At 69.1% G+C, this 14,163-nt stretch carries 10 protein-coding genes and 1 tRNA gene; 6 read left to right on the forward strand and 5 right to left on the reverse strand.

Features of this window, described 5'->3' with window-relative positions:
* Window positions 1–2: 2 nt before the first annotated feature.
* Window positions 3–1,415, forward strand: coding sequence for a sensor histidine kinase (locus SK803_RS42145; protein ID WP_319971836.1), 1,413 nt, complete (start codon window positions 3–5; stop codon window positions 1,413–1,415).
* Window positions 1,416–1,475: 60 nt separating this feature from the next.
* Here SK803_RS42145 and mgrA read toward each other — a convergent pair whose 3' ends face one another.
* Entirely contained in the window at window positions 1,476–2,504 is a 1,029-nt protein-coding gene (mgrA, locus tag SK803_RS42150) for an L-glyceraldehyde 3-phosphate reductase (protein WP_319971837.1), read from the reverse strand.
* Window positions 2,505–2,544: 40 nt separating this feature from the next.
* Between mgrA and SK803_RS42155 the strand changes: the two genes are divergently transcribed.
* Window positions 2,545–4,221: a hypothetical protein gene (locus tag SK803_RS42155; RefSeq protein ID WP_319971838.1), complete on the forward strand. Its 1,677-nt coding sequence runs from the start codon at window positions 2,545–2,547 to the stop codon at window positions 4,219–4,221.
* A gap of 62 nt (window positions 4,222–4,283) precedes the next feature.
* On the opposite strand, the gene SK803_RS42160 is transcribed toward SK803_RS42155, so the two are convergent.
* Window positions 4,284–4,356, reverse strand: a tRNA-Thr gene (locus SK803_RS42160).
* Between the two features lie 176 nt (window positions 4,357–4,532).
* Here SK803_RS42160 and SK803_RS42165 point away from each other — a divergent pair.
* The 3 genes from SK803_RS42165 to otsB all read left to right on the forward strand — a co-directional run bounded on the left by SK803_RS42165 (window position 4,533) and on the right by otsB (window position 10,041).
* Complete coding sequence (locus SK803_RS42165) at window positions 4,533–5,960, forward strand: threonine/serine exporter family protein (protein WP_406601663.1); 1,428 nt, start codon at window positions 4,533–4,535, stop codon at window positions 5,958–5,960.
* 70 nt (window positions 5,961–6,030) lie between these two features.
* Window positions 6,031–7,464, forward strand: a complete 1,434-nt coding sequence (locus SK803_RS42170; protein WP_319971883.1) for an alpha,alpha-trehalose-phosphate synthase (UDP-forming) — start codon at window positions 6,031–6,033, stop codon at window positions 7,462–7,464.
* A gap of 45 nt (window positions 7,465–7,509) precedes the next feature.
* Entirely contained in the window at window positions 7,510–10,041 is a 2,532-nt protein-coding gene (otsB, locus tag SK803_RS42175) for a trehalose-phosphatase (protein ID WP_319971840.1), read from the forward strand.
* A 42-nt stretch (window positions 10,042–10,083) separates the two neighbouring features.
* Here the strand turns inward: otsB and SK803_RS42180 are convergent, their stop codons facing one another.
* Together SK803_RS42180 and radA are read right to left on the reverse strand one after the other, a co-directional pair.
* Entirely contained in the window at window positions 10,084–10,614 is a 531-nt protein-coding gene (locus SK803_RS42180) for a hypothetical protein (protein WP_319971841.1), read from the reverse strand.
* 487 nt (window positions 10,615–11,101) lie between these two features.
* Entirely contained in the window at window positions 11,102–12,535 is a 1,434-nt protein-coding gene (radA, locus tag SK803_RS42185) for a DNA repair protein RadA (protein ID WP_319971842.1), read from the reverse strand.
* Between the two features lie 208 nt (window positions 12,536–12,743).
* Here radA and SK803_RS42190 point away from each other — a divergent pair, with 208 nt between their 5' ends.
* On the forward strand, window positions 12,744–13,172 hold the full coding sequence (locus SK803_RS42190; protein ID WP_319971843.1) for a hypothetical protein: 429 nt from the start codon (window positions 12,744–12,746) through the stop codon (window positions 13,170–13,172).
* 72 nt (window positions 13,173–13,244) lie between these two features.
* Here the strand turns inward: SK803_RS42190 and SK803_RS42195 are convergent, their stop codons facing one another.
* Window positions 13,245–14,036 carry a hypothetical protein gene (locus tag SK803_RS42195; RefSeq protein ID WP_319971844.1) on the reverse strand — a complete coding sequence of 264 codons (792 nt, stop codon included), beginning with the start codon at window positions 14,034–14,036 and terminating at the stop codon, window positions 13,245–13,247.
* Window positions 14,037–14,163 lie beyond the last annotated feature (127 nt).

Raw genomic sequence — 14,163 nt, forward strand, 5'->3', positions numbered from 1 at the left:
GGATGAGGTTCAGGCTGAAGCCCGTCCGCGACTGGCGGCTCGGCACCCGCCTCGCGCTGGGCCTCGGCGCGCTCGCGCTGACGGTGTTCGTGATCGTCGGCTGGGTCATGGTCACGTCGATGAAGGACTTCCTGGACCGCCGCCTCGACGACCAGATGGTGATCAGCCAGCAGGGCGCGGCCAAGGAGGTCGAGTACTACGGCAAGATCACCAAGATCCCGCCCGACTGGTTCGCCGTCGTCTACAAGATCGAGAACGGCGGCGTCACGCCCCTGCCGGGCGACCAGCAGCCACAGGACCGCGAGGAGTTCGACGCCCTCGCGAAGCAGGCGCTGACCGCCGACAAGTTCGAGACCGAGTACCTCCGCGACGAGGGCAAGTTCCGGCTGCGCGCCTGCCAGATCATCGAGAACGAGTACATCGTGGTCAGCGCGGCCCCGATGAACGACCGGGACGGCACGATCTCCCAGCTGGTCACGGTCGGCGTCATCGCCTTCCTGGCCGCGCTCGTCGCGTTGGTGGTCGGCGGCCAGGCGTTGATCCGCAAGGGCATGCAGCCGCTGTCGGACATGGCCGACACCGCGCACGACATCTCCTCGCACGACCTGACCGACTCGGGCGACCTGACCGTGCGCGTGGACGGCAAGGGCGGCGGCGTCGAGGTCGAGGAGCTGCGCGAGGCGTTCAACAACATGCTCGCGCACATCGACTCTTCTCTGGCCGCCCGCACGGCCGCCGAACAGCGGCTGCGAAGGTTCATCGCCGACGCCTCACACGAGCTGCGCACGCCGTTGACGTCGTTGCGCGGCTATGCGGACCTCTTCCGGTACGCGGCGGCCAACGAGCCGGGCGAACGCGAGAAGCACCTGGAGAAGCTGCGGTCGGAGGCGTCACGGATGAGCGTGCTGCTCGACGACCTGTTGTTGTTGGCACGCCTGGATTCCGCGGAGTCCGAACCACCGTTGCGCCCGGAGGAGATGGACCTGTCGGTGCTCGCGGAGGCGGCCGCCGACGCGTTCCGCGCGGCCCGTCCGTCCCACGAGCTGACGCTGGACGCCGACACGGTCACCATGGCCGCCGACCCGACGCGGTTGCGACAGGTGCTCGACAACCTGCTGACCAACGCGGCCGTGCACACGCCGGACGGCACCACGGTGTCGTTGAAGGTGACGGCCGAGAACGGCTGGGCGGTCGTGCGGGTGAGCGACACCGGCCCAGGCATCCCGGCGGCCGACCAGGCGCGGATCTTCGACAGGTTCTACCGCGTGGACAACTCGCGGACCCGTCAGCGCGGCGGCAGCGGACTCGGCCTCGCCGTGGTGCAATCCCTGATCCAGGCCCACGGCGGCACGATCACCCTGACCAGCCGCCCAGGCTCGACGACCTTCACCATCCGCCTCCCCCGGCAGCCCTGATCGCACGCGGGGCCCTTTCGTGCACCACGAGCGCACGAAAGCTCCCCGCGTGCGCTCAAATCACTCGGCGTTGGAGCTCGTCGCCCACAGGTCGATGCCCGACTCGACGGCGTACTTGTCGATCTCGGCGAGCTCGTCGTCGGTCAGCGGCGGCGCCTGCAGAGCCGCGAGGTTCTGCTCCAGCTGCCCGACCGAGGACGCGCCGATCAACGCCGACGTGACGCGCGGGTCGCGGATCGTCCAGGTCAGCGCGAGCTGGGCGAGCGACTGCCCGCGCGACTTGGCGATCTCGTTGAGGGAGCGGATCCGGCTGAGGTTCTCGTCGCTCAGCAGGTCCGTCGACAGCGACTTGCCCTGCGACGCGCGCGAGCCCTCCGGAATGCCGTTGAGGTAGCGGTCGGTCAGCATGCCCTGCGCGAGCGGTGAGAACGCGATGCAGCCGGCCCCGACCTCCTCCAGCGCGTCCAGCAGCTCCGGCTCGATCCAGCGGTTGAGCATCGAGTACGACGGCTGGTGGATCAGCAACGGCACCCCCGCGGACCGCAGCAGCTCGGCCGCCTCCCGCGTCTTGGCCGGCGAGTACGACGAGATGCCGGCGTAGAGCGCCTTGCCCTGCTGCACCGCGGACACGAGCGCGCCCATCGTCTCCTCGAGCGGCGTCTCCGGGTCGAACCGGTGGGAGTAGAAGATGTCGACGTAGTCGAGGCCCATCCGGGTCAGCGACTGGTCGAGCGAGCTGAGCAGGTACTTGCGGCTGCCCCACTCCCCGTACGGGCCGGCCCACATGTCGTAGCCCGCCTTCGTCGAAATGACCAGCTCGTCGCGGTACGGCCTGAGATCATCGGAGAGGATCTGCCCGAACGTGATCTCCGCCGAGCCGTAGGGCGGACCGTAGTTGTTGGCGAGGTCGAAGTGCGTGACACCGAGGTCGAACGCCCTCCGCGCGATCCCGCGACCCAGCTCATAAGGCCGGTCGCCGCCGAAGTTGTGCCACAGGCCGAGCGAGATGGCGGGCAGCTTGAGGCCGCTGCGTCCCGTCCGCCGGTACGTCATCTGGTCGTAGCGCGCGCTATCCGCGAGGTAGGACATGGGGCCCAGAATGTCACGTCCTAGTGAGACAGAGCAGGACATGAAGCGCGCCGCGGAGGCGGGCGAAATCCTCGATCTCTCCCGCCGCGGGAACAACGTCCTGCGCGCCGACGCGATCAGAGACGTGCTGCGTGCGGGTGACCACGACCCGCGCGGGCTCCAGGTCATCGGCGCGCGGATCACCGGTGCGCTCGACCTCGGGTTCGTCCAGTCCGCGACACCGCTCCTGCTGGACGGGTGCCTGTTCGAGGAGCCGCTGTCGCTCTTCCACACCGAACTGCCGGGGCTGTCGCTCGACGACTCGACTATCCCCGGCATCTCCGCGGAAGGCCTGAAAACCGCCTACTTCGCCATGCGGGACGCCCGCTGCACCGGACTGCTCGACCTGGACAACGCACGGATCGACGGCCCACTGCTGCTCACCGGAAGCAGCCTGCGCGGACTCAGCGCCGGCAGCATGCACGTGAGCCGCGACGTGTGGATGGACGGTGTGTTCATCACCTCCGAGGGCATCGGATGCTGGTTCGACAGCTGCGAGATCGGCATGGACCTGCTCCTCAACGAGGCCGTCGTCGATGCGGCGAACGACGCGATCTACCTCGACGGCGCACGGATCGGCGGCGTGGTCAGGCTGCACAACGCCTTCGTGCGAGCAGGAGGAAAAGGCGACGCGTTGACCTTCATCGACGCCACAGCACGCGAGCTGAGGCTCTCCGGCACCGTACTGCGCAGCGACGCCGGCATGGCCCTGTGCGGCAACGGCGCGCACATCCGCTCCGACATCACCCTCGACAGGGACTTCAACGCCCTGAACAACAGCGTCAACGCCGCTGTACAGCTGGTCAACACGAGGCTGGGCGGGGATCTCTGGATCGGCGGATCGGTTCGAAACCGGCGCGGCCGGGCGGTGGCCGTGCACAGAGCGGCCGTCGAGGGCAGCCTGGTGATCGCGAACTCACGCATCGAGGCGACGTCGTTCGGTGCCGCGCTGGAGATCAGCGACACCGACGCCGGAGGCGAGGTCACCATCATTCCGGACAGCATCGTCAATCACGCCAACGGTCTCGCGGTCGACCTGTTCACCACGAGAGCCGGGCGGGCGCTCCGGCTCCACGTCACGGAGCGCATCGCCGCCGGACCGTTCACCGCGTCGTTGAACGGTCTGACCTATCCGGAACCACCTGAGGACACCGACGCGTGGCTCACGATGCTGCGCGACCACACGCGTGAGTACGAAGCGCAGCCCTATCAGCAACTCGCCGCCGTGCACCGAGCCGCCGGCCACGAACACACCGCGCGCAAGGTCCTGATCGCCCAGCAACGGGACCTCCGCCGCCGCGGCGACCCCGGCAACAAGCTCTGGCACTGGTTCCTCGGCGTCACGCTCGGCTACGGCTACAAGCCGTCCAGGGCGGTCGTCGGACTGCTCGTCACGTTCGTGCTCGCGATTTGTCTCGTGTGGACAACCAATGCCTATAACGGCCTTACACCGGCCAAGGACCGCCCCGCCGACTCGTGTTCACCGGTGAACAGAATCAGTCTTGCGGCGGATCTCGCGATCCCGCTGGTGAAGCTCGGCGGGACACCGCGTTGCGAACTGGCGAACGGGCCAGCCGGGCAGTGGGCGACCGGAGCAGGCTGGGTGGTGCAGATCCTGGGTTGGTCGTTCGCCACGCTGAGTGTCGCGGGCTTTACCGGACTCGTTCGCAAAAGCTGACGAACTGTCACGTCGAATTGAGACGGGGGCCCGCCCACCTGGGCGAACCCCCGTTGCATAAGAGCCGGCGAGGGGAATCGAACCCCTAACCTTTCGCTTACAAGGCGAGTGCTCTGCCAATTGAGCTACGCCGGCCTGGCTCGTGTTCGCGAACATGGTAAGCGCCCGTTGCGGGTGCTACCTGCGGCGAACGGTCTGCTCTCAGTGTGATCGGATTGCTCCGACCGGAGTCAGACCAACCAACTGAGTGGCTCAAAGCGCCGGACGGGCCGCCTTGACCAGGTCAGGAGGGTAACCAACGGACAGTGATCATGTCCTCCGTTTTGGGTCGCCCGATCGGAGGTGGCAGACACCACAGCAACAGTCGAAGGACTCCTCACGATCACCCGACGGAGGTGCGCAAGATTTCCACGAACAGCCTGCACGGCCCCGCTCTGCCCGATGACACCACGGTTCACCTGGTACTCGATCTCGCACTGAAGATCGGTGAGGTCCAAATGTCCAGTGGGGCGGGCGCGGCCGATGTAACAGCCACGATTCTCTCCGTCACCGAGAGCTATGGACTTCCCCATACCGAAGTAGACGTGATCTACACCTCTATCAGCGTGTCGTGTCATCGCGGCACAGAGGCGCCGCCTATCACCGCGGTTCGGGTCGTCCGGCAACGCAGTCTCGACTACACGCGACTTGCCGCCGTCGAACATCTGGTGCGCAATCTCGGGCCGATCGAGCACGCGCACGCACAACTCGAAGACATCACCAACGCCAAGCACCCGTATCCGCGCTGGGTCGCGACCGCCGCATGGGGCGGAATGGCCGCCGCGGTCGCTTTCCTCGTCGGTGGCGGGTTGGTGCTCGCGATCACCGCCGCGGCCATCACCGCCGTGGTCGACCGCGTCGGCAGGCTCCTCAACCGCCGTGCGCTCCCGTTCTTCTTCCAGCAACTCGTCGGCGGCGCGCTCGGCACGGGTGCCGCGCTGGCCATCTACTCGACCGGGCTACTGCCCGTGCGGCCGAGCCTGCTGGTCGCGGTCGGGATCGTCGTGCTGCTGTCCGGGCTCGCGCTGGTCAGCACCGTGCAGGACGCGATCTCCGGCTACAACGTCACCGCAGCGGGCCGCACGGTCGAAACCGTGCTGCTCAGCGCGGGCCTGATCGCGGGTGTCGCGCTGGCGATCCGCGCCGCCGTCCACTTCGGACTGGACATCAGGCTCAGCGACCCGTTGCCCGCGTTGATCTCCGCCGTGCCGATGCAGTTCGCGGCCGGCGCGGCGACGAGTGCGTTCTTCGCGCTCGCCTGTTACGCCAGGCCCCGCGCGCTCGTCGCCGCCGCCATCTCCGGCGCGATCGGCACGGCCGCCTACGGTCTCGTGACGAGCGCCGGCCTGGACGCGCTGCTCGGGTCGGCCGTGGCCGCCGCGATCACCGGGTTCGGCGGCGCGACGATGACCCGGCGGCTGCGCATCCCGACGCTCGTCGTCGTGCAGGCGGGCGTCGTGCCGCTGCTGCCCGGCTGGACCACGTACCGGGGGCTGTTCCAGCTCACCGCCGAGGGCGATCCGGCCGGTTTGAGCACGCTGGTGTTCGCGAGTGGTATTGCTCTCGCACTGGCCGGAGGGGTCGTGTTGGGCGAGTATCTGGCCCAGCCGGTGCGTACGGGATTGGGCCGTTTGGAGCGCAAGTTCGCTGGTCCGCGCATGTCCGGGCCGCTCAAACCCACCAAGCGTCGATTGGAGTGAACCTCGCTGTGACGGGGGTTACACGGGGCGCAGGGGCCACGCGACCGCACTAACCTGGGTTTTTGTGAGCATGGACATTGGCGAGAACGGGGCGGAATTCGTAGTCGTGGCCAACCGGCTGCCGGTTGACCTGGAGCGCTTGCCCGACGGCACAGAACGTTGGAAGCACAGCCCCGGAGGGCTGGTGAGTGCGCTCGAACCGTTCCTCCGCTCACACAGCGGCGCATGGGTCGGCTGGCCCGGCGTGTCCGACGCCGTGGTCTCGCCGTTCGAGGACGACGGCCTGCTGCTGCACCCGGTCGAGCTGTCCGCCAAAGAGGTCGAGGACTACTACGAGGGCTTCTCCAACGGCACCCTCTGGCCGCTCTACCACGACGTTGTCGCCCAGCCCGCCTTCCACCGGCACTGGTGGAACTCCTACGTGCGGGTCAACCAGCGGTTCGCCGACGCGACCGCGAAGGTCGCCGCCCAGGGCGCGACCGTCTGGGTGCAGGACTACCAGCTGCAGCTCGTCCCGGCGATGCTGCGCGAGCAGCGGCCCGACCTGAAGATCGGCTTCTTCCTGCACATCCCGTTCCCGCCGGTCGAGCTGTTCATGCAGCTCCCGTGGCGCACGGAGATCATCCGCGGCCTGCTCGGCGCCGACCTCGTGGGCTTCCACCGGCCCGGCGGCGCGCAGAACTTCCTCTGGCTGGCCCGCCGGCTCGTCGGCCTGGAGCCCAGCCGCGGCACCGTTGGTGTCCGCACCCGGCCAGGTGTCGTGCAGGTCGGCGACCGGACCGTGCGCGTCGGCGCGTTCCCGATCTCGATCGACAGCGCGGGGCTCGACGCGGTGGCGCGGCGCAAGGAGACGCAAGCCCGCGCGAAGCAGATTCGAGCGGACCTCGGCAACCCCAAGCGCATCCTGTTGGGCGTGGACCGTCTCGACTACACGAAGGGCATCGACGTCAGGATCCGCGCTCTGTACGAGCTGATCGCGGACGGACGCGTGGACCCCGAGGACGTCACGATGGTCCAGCTGGCCACCCCCAGCAGGGAACGGGTCGACCACTACAAGACGATGCGCCAGGACATCGAGCAGTCGGTCGGCCGGATCAACGGCGAGTTCGGACGGGTCGGCAAGCCCGTCGTGCACTACCTCCACCAGTCGGTGAACCGCGAGGAGCTCGTCGCGTTCATGAGCGCGGCGGACGTCATGGTCGTCACGCCCGTTCGGGACGGAATGAACCTCGTGTGCAAGGAGTACGTGGCCTGCCGATATGATCTTGGTGGAGCTCTGGTGCTCAGCGAGTTCGCCGGCGCTGCCGCAGAACTGACCAGTGCGTTCCTGGTGAACCCCCATGATCTGGACGGTGTCAAGAACGCACTGCAGGCCGCCCTCGACATCGATCCCGCTGAAGGCCGCCGTAGGATGCGCGCGCTGCGCCGCCAGGTCCTCACCCACGACGTTGACCGCTGGGCGAGGTCGTTCCTGGAGGCGTTGGGCACGCAGACCTCGGTCTGAATCCTTTCAGATCCCACTGACCCATCGAGTGCTCCAGGAGGGGCGTTGACCGCCGAGGCCCTCCCCGCCGAACTGCGCAGAGCTATCTGTCAGCTCGCGCGGACCCCGCGACTGCTGGTCGCCAGCGACTACGACGGAACACTCGCGCCGATCGTGGCCGACCCGGAGCAGGCACGCCCGCTCCCGGAGTCGGTGAACGCACTGCGTTCGCTCGCGAGCCTGCACGAGACCACGTCAGCCGTGATCTCCGGGCGTGCGCTGCGCGACCTGGCCACCCTTTCCCGCCTGCCTGGCGAGGTCCACCTGGTGGGCTCGCACGGCTCCGAGTTCGACGTCGGCTTCGTGCACGCGCTGGACGCCAACGCCAAGGCGTTGCTCCGGCGCATCGAAGCCGAGCTCGAAGAGATCGCCGACGGCCAAGAAGGCGTCCAGCTCGAGGTGAAGCCCGCCTCGGTCGCGGTGCACGTGCGCCGTGCCGCGAGCGAGGCGATCGGGGAGGCCGTGCTCTCCGCCGTCCGCTCCGGCCCGTGCACCTGGGAAGGTGTGCAGGTCACCGAGGGCAAGGCCGTCATCGAGCTCGCCGTCGTCGAGACCGACAAGGGCCACGCCCTCGACGTCCTGCGGCACCAGGTAGGCGCCACCGCGGCGATCTTCCTGGGCGACGACGTGACCGACGAGAAGGCGTTCGCCCGCCTGCACGGCCCCGACCTGGGCATCCGGGTCGGCGCCGGCGAGTCGCTGGCCCAGCACTACGTGAGCGACCCCGCCGACGTGGCCACCGTGCTCGCGTTCCTCCTGGAGGAGCGACGCGCGTGGCTGCACGGCGACCAGGCCGTGCCGATCGAGCGGCTGACCATGCTCGCGAACGAGCGTTCGGTCGCCCTGGTCACGCCCGACGCCAAGGTCAACTGGCTGTGCCACCCGGAACCGGACTCCGCGGCGATCTTCGCGGACCTGCTGGGCGGTCCGGCCGCGGGCCACTTCTCGATCAAGCCGGAACACGGGTCGCTGCCACTGGGCCAGCGCTACCTGCCGGGCACGATGATCGTGGAGACCCGCTGGTCGCGCCTCCTGGTGACGGACTACCTGGAGCACGACCTAGCCTCGCACCGCACCGACCTGGTGCGACGGATCTCGGGCTCGACCAACGCGGTGATCACGTTCGCGCCGCGGCCGGAGTTCGGTCAGGTGCCCGTGCGGTTCATCCGCGAGCAGGACGGCCTGCGGGTCGTCGGCACCTCGGACCCGATGGTGCTGCGTTCGCCCGGCGTCGACTGGGAGATCACCTCCGACGGCGTGCAGGAGACCGCACGCGCCGTGGTTCGTCCGCGTGAGGGCGCGCCGGTGTTGCTGGAGCTGCGTTGCGGCACCGACGACATCTCCGAGCACGCCCAGGCCGAGTCCGTTCGCCGGGACCGTGCCGCGGGCTACTGGTCGGACTGGGCGGCGGGGCTTCGGTTGCCGACCGTGCAGACCGACCTGGTGCTGCGCTCGGCCCTGACGCTGCGCGGCCTGGTGCACAAGGACTCCGGCTCGATCATGGCAGCGGCGACCACGTCACTGCCGGAGGAGTTGGGCGGCGTCCGCAACTGGGACTACCGCTACTGCTGGCTGCGCGACGGCGCGATGACCGCCGCCGCGCTGGTGTCCGTGGGCTCCTTCGCGGAGGCTGACGGCTTCCTGGCGTGGCTGCACGGCGTCCTGGAGACCATCCCCGGCCCGGAGCGCCTGCACCCGCTGTACACGCTGCACGGCACGCAACTCGGTGCCGAGGCCGTGATCGACACGCTGCCCGGCTACGCGGGCTCGCGTCCCGTGCGCGTCGGCAACCTCGCGAACCAGCAGGTGCAGCTCGACGTGTTCGGTCCGGTCGTGGATCTCGTGGTGCAGCTCGCGTCCGCACGTGGTTCGTTGTCCGACGCCGACTGGGCGATGGCCGAAGCGATGGCGGAAGCCGTCTCACGGCGCTGGCACGAGCCCGACCACGGCATCTGGGAGGAGCGGCACGCGCCGCGCCACCACGTGTACTCGAAGGTCATGTGCTGGCTGACCATCGACCGCGCGATCAAGCTCGGCGAACAGTTCGGCCGCTCACTGGACCCGTCGTGGGTGCCGTTGCGCGACACCATCGCCACGGACGTGCTGAAGAACGGCTGGAACGACGAAGTTCAGTCCTTCACCACGGCCTACGACGGCGACGACCTGGACGCGGCCTCGCTGTTCGTCGGCCTGTCGGGCCTGATCGACCCGACCGACGAACGCTTCCAGTCGACCGTCACGGCCATCGAGGCGGAACTGCGGTCCGGTTCGACCGTGTACCGCTACCACCGCGACGACGGCCTGCCGGGCGACGAGGGAGGCTTCCACCTCTGCGCCGCCTGGATGATCGAGTCCTATCTTCTGACGGGTCGTCGCACCGAGGCCGAGGAACTGTTCGGCCAGATCGTCGCGGCCGCGGGCCCCACCGGCCTGCTGCCGGAGGAGTACGACCCTGTCGCCGAGCGCTCGCTGGGCAACCACCCGCAGGCGTACTCGCACCTGGGCCTGATCCGCTGCGCCCAGCTGCTGTCCCAGTAAGTCTGATTTCGGTGTAGTTGATTTGGTGCCGCCGCGGTCCTCCTAGGGCCGCGGCGGCACTTTCTCAATGATCTTCGCGGTGCCCGGCGAACTGCCGAGCAGCGTGATCAGGTCACCCCGGATGAGATGAGTCCACGCCGGCGGCACGAACGGCCTCAGCCGCGCCGTCGCACGCTCACCCGGCCCCAGCACGGGCTTGGACTCGATCCACAACGCCGCGACCCGCCGATGGTTGCCCGTGACGTCCCACGCAGGCCGCTCTCCCCTGGCCTGCAACGGTTCCGCGTCGAGCTCCAGCACCAGCTCCACCCGCAACACGCCCTGGATCGACTCCACGCACCGCCACTGGAACCAGGCCCCGTCCACGTCCATCTGCGTCGCGGCCTCTGCCAGCAGGGCCCAGTAACGCGGTGTCTGCCAGGTGTTGCCGTCGAACTCCCCCAGCAGTTCGAGGACCAGCTCCCACTCTTCGTGGTCGAGGTGGTCGAGCACGTCCTCGCTCTGCACCTCCGCCGGGACCATGCCCGCGGCGAACCGCAACAACTCACCTATCTCGCGGTCGTGCCTCCCCAACACCCGCACATTCGATCACGGTCGCCCCACGGGGCCGCACTGGCACACTCTTCGTTACCAATGCCGCCGCGACGCCAGCCCGGCGCACGCCACCGCGACGCCGGCTCAGCCCCCCACGCCTCGGTCAGGCATCAAAACGCCCGCCGCACCCCGGACAGCAGGCCGCCCAGCGAACACCGGCCCGCCCGCACCACCGCGAGGCCACCCCGGCCCTCCCCACGTCGACGCTGCTGGCTCAGCCCCCGGCTCGCCAGGCAGAACACCGCCCGCAGCACTCCGGAACACCGACCCCGCCTCACCGCGACGCTGGCCCAGCTCCAGATCGGCGGACAGCGTGATCTCTCGCCCGGCCACGGCCGTCGCTCCGCCGCCCAGCGCGTCGTCCAACACCACCCGGCTGGGTCTCAGCCGTCGTCGCCGCACAGCCCGACACCACCCGGCTCGGCCTCAGCCGACTCCGCCGCACAGTCCGGCGCCGCGCCGGAGCTCAGTCTTCGTCGCCCTCGCCACCACCACGCCGGCGGTCATCGTCACCCTTGCCGCCGTCGTCGCCCTTGGTGCTGCGACGCCGATTCAGCCCCAACACCTCCAGCGCCGACACCAGGTCGTTCGCCACCAGCGCCCGCACCCCGTCCGGCAACGGCCCGTGGTCCGGCGGCACCAACGCCTTCTTGAACCCCAGCCGCGCGGCCTCCTGAAGCCGCTTGCCCACCCCGTTGACGCGCCGGATCTCCCCGGCGAGCCCCACCTCGCCCAGCACCACCAGGTCGGCGGGCAGGGCGATCTCCCGTTCCGCGGACGCCACCGCCAGCACCACGGCGAGGTCGGCCGCGGGTTCGACCAGGCGCATGCCGCCGACGGTCGCGGTGAAGACGTCCTTCTGGAACAGGTTGACCTTGCCGCGCTTCTCCAGCACCGCCAGCGCCATCGAGATCCGCGCGGAGTCCAGGCCGCTCACCGCGCGCCGCGGTGCCGGCAGGTTCGTCTTGGCCACCAGGGCCTGCACCTCGCCGAGCATCGGGCGCTTGCCTTCGACGATCACCGTCACGCAGGTGCCTTCCACGGCCTTCTCCCGGCGCGTGAGGAAGAGGCCGGACGGGTCCGGGACGCCCACGATGCCGTCGTCGCGCAGTTCGAAACAGCCGACCTCGTCGGCCGCGCCGTAGCGGTTCTTGATGCCGCGCAGCAGCCGCAGGCTGGAGTGCCGGTCGCCCTCGAACTGCAGGACGACGTCGACCAGGTGTTCCAGAACTCGGGGCCCTGCAACGGATCCGTCCTTGGTGACGTGTCCGACCAGTACGACCGGCAGGCCGCGTTCCTTGGCCATCGCGATCAGTCCGGATGCGACGGTCCGCACCTGGGTGACGCCGCCGGGCACGCCCTCGACGCTCACGGTCGACATGGTCTGGATGGAGTCGACGATCAACATGGACGGCTTCACCGCGTCCACCTGGCCGAGCAGCGCGCTGAGTTCGCTTTCCGCCGCCAGGTACATCTCGGGGTGGAGGTTGCCGGTGCGTTCGGCGCGCAGCCGCACCTGGCCCGCGGACTCCTCGCCGGTGACGTAGAGGCAGCGGCCGTGGTGCTCGGCCCAGCGGTGCGCGGTCTCCAGCAGCAACGTCGACTTGCCCACGCCCGGCTCGCCGGCCAGCAGCACGACGGCGCCCGGCACCAGACCGCCGCCGAGCACGCGGTCGAACTCGCTGACGCCGGTCGACAACGCCCGTGCCGACTCGATGTCGACCTCGCCGATCGGGCGCGCCGCGGACGTGGGCGCGCCGGCGACCACGCGGGTCACCGATGCCGTGCCACGTTCCTCGATGCTGCCCCAGGCCTGGCACTCGGGGCAGCGGCCGAACCACTTCGCCACCTCGTGCCCGCACTCGGCACAACGGAAGATCGGCCGCGCTGTCTTCGCCACGGATCGAACGTTAGAGCAGACCCCTGACAGTTTTGATCGGCCGCCGCTTCGCGGACGGCGGCGAGTTGGTCTGCAAGCCACACGGCTGCGATCGGCGCAGGTCAGGGGGCCGTCGAAGAAACTTCCAAGATTCTCGGGCCGGTTTGTCGATCCGGCCGGGAGCCCGTTCGACGCATCAGTGGAAGGACACGACAGCCTGGAGGACACAGTGACCACCGCAACCGCGACCCAGACCCGCAAGTTCGCCCTCGGCCGCTACGCCACCGTCGTCACCCGCGTGCTGACCGGCCTGCTGTTCGCCACGACCGGTCTGAACGGCTTCATCATGTTCATGCCCGCCCCGGACCCCAGCACGATGGCACCCGAAGGTGTCGCGTTCAGCGCCGCGCTCTACGCGACCGGGTACATGCTGCAGCTCGCGTCCGGCGTCCAGCTCCTCGCCGGCGTCCTGCTGATCGTCGGCCGCTTCGTGCCGCTGGCGCTCGCGATGCTGGCCCCGATGGTCGTGAACATCTTCCTGTTCCACGTCTTCCTGGAGCCGTCCGGCCTGGTCATGGCGCTGCTCGTGGTCGCGGCCGAGATCGGCCTGGCGTGGGCCTACCGCGACAAGTTCCGCCCGATGCTCAAGGCCGCCTGATCGCGCCCTGATCGCACAACGAAAAACGCCGCCCCCTCACGACGAGGGAGCGGCGTTTTCGCGTTCAGAGGCTCAGTGACCGCCGGTCTCGTGGCCCTCGCTGACGCGCTTGTGCTCGGACGGCGCGATCGGCACCTCGAGCGTGACCGAACCGGCCTTCTCGAAGAGGAACGTGACCTTGATGGTCTGCGCGGCCACCACGTCGCGGTTGACCTTCCTCAGCGTGCAGCGGATCCGCAGCACCTCGAGGTCGTCCGGAATCGCGGCCGACGACGAGGTCGGCGCGACCGAGGACGAGCCCGACGGACGGCCGGAAGAGGGCGACGCCGAACCGGACGACGACGGCGTCACGGAGCCCGAGGTCGGCGCCACCGAGGACGACGACGGCGCACCGGACGTCACCGAGACCGACGAGGACGGCGCGTTCGACGAAGAAGGCGCGTGCGACTCCGAGGCGTGCGACGAGGACGACGGCGCGGAGGTCTTCGTCGGCGCCTTCGAGGCGTCGTACTCGGCCTGCAGCGCGTACCGGGACGGGATGTCCTTGCCGCCGACGATCTCGGCCTCGGCCTCCGCGGCCTCCGACTTGATCGACAACAGCTTGTCCGGGTTCTCGCCCGTGTTCGCGATGACGAAGGTCATCGGCACGTCTTCACCCTCGTGATACCGGTTGCCGTCCGGCGGGAAGGCCAGCATGACGTTGCGCACCGCGATGGGGCCAGCGTTGCCGCTCGCACCGTCGACTGCGGCGACCTGGGTGTCGGTCTGGGTGACCTGACCGGCGCTGCAGCCGACCGCCACCAGGCCGAGGCCCGCGGCCAGCGCTGCCGTCACGATCATCCGGCGAGACACTCCTGAGTTCACGGCTCCAGCGTCCTTCCTAGGGAACAACCACCAGGCAAGGAGCCTAACCGGGGCCCGAAAAGCGCACGGCACGTGGTGCCATTCGATCTTCGATGAGTCGTACCTTGCACGCGAACAGGTGGTTTGT

It is taken from the genome of Lentzea miocenica (assembly GCF_033949945.1).
GTDB classification, from domain to species: domain Bacteria; phylum Actinomycetota; class Actinomycetes; order Mycobacteriales; family Pseudonocardiaceae; genus Lentzea; species Lentzea miocenica.

Coding starts and splice junctions, on each gene's coding strand:
- SK803_RS42145 (WP_319971836.1), top strand. CDS start 3: ATGAGGTTCAGGCTGAAGCCCGTCCGCGACTGGCGGCTCGGCACCCGC.
- mgrA (WP_319971837.1), bottom strand. CDS start 2,504: ATGTCCTACCTCGCGGATAGCGCGCGCTACGACCAGATGACGTACCGG.
- SK803_RS42155 (WP_319971838.1), top strand. CDS start 2,545: ATGAAGCGCGCCGCGGAGGCGGGCGAAATCCTCGATCTCTCCCGCCGC.
- SK803_RS42165 (WP_406601663.1), top strand. CDS start 4,533: ATGTCCTCCGTTTTGGGTCGCCCGATCGGAGGTGGCAGACACCACAGC.
- SK803_RS42170 (WP_319971883.1), top strand. CDS start 6,031: ATGGACATTGGCGAGAACGGGGCGGAATTCGTAGTCGTGGCCAACCGG.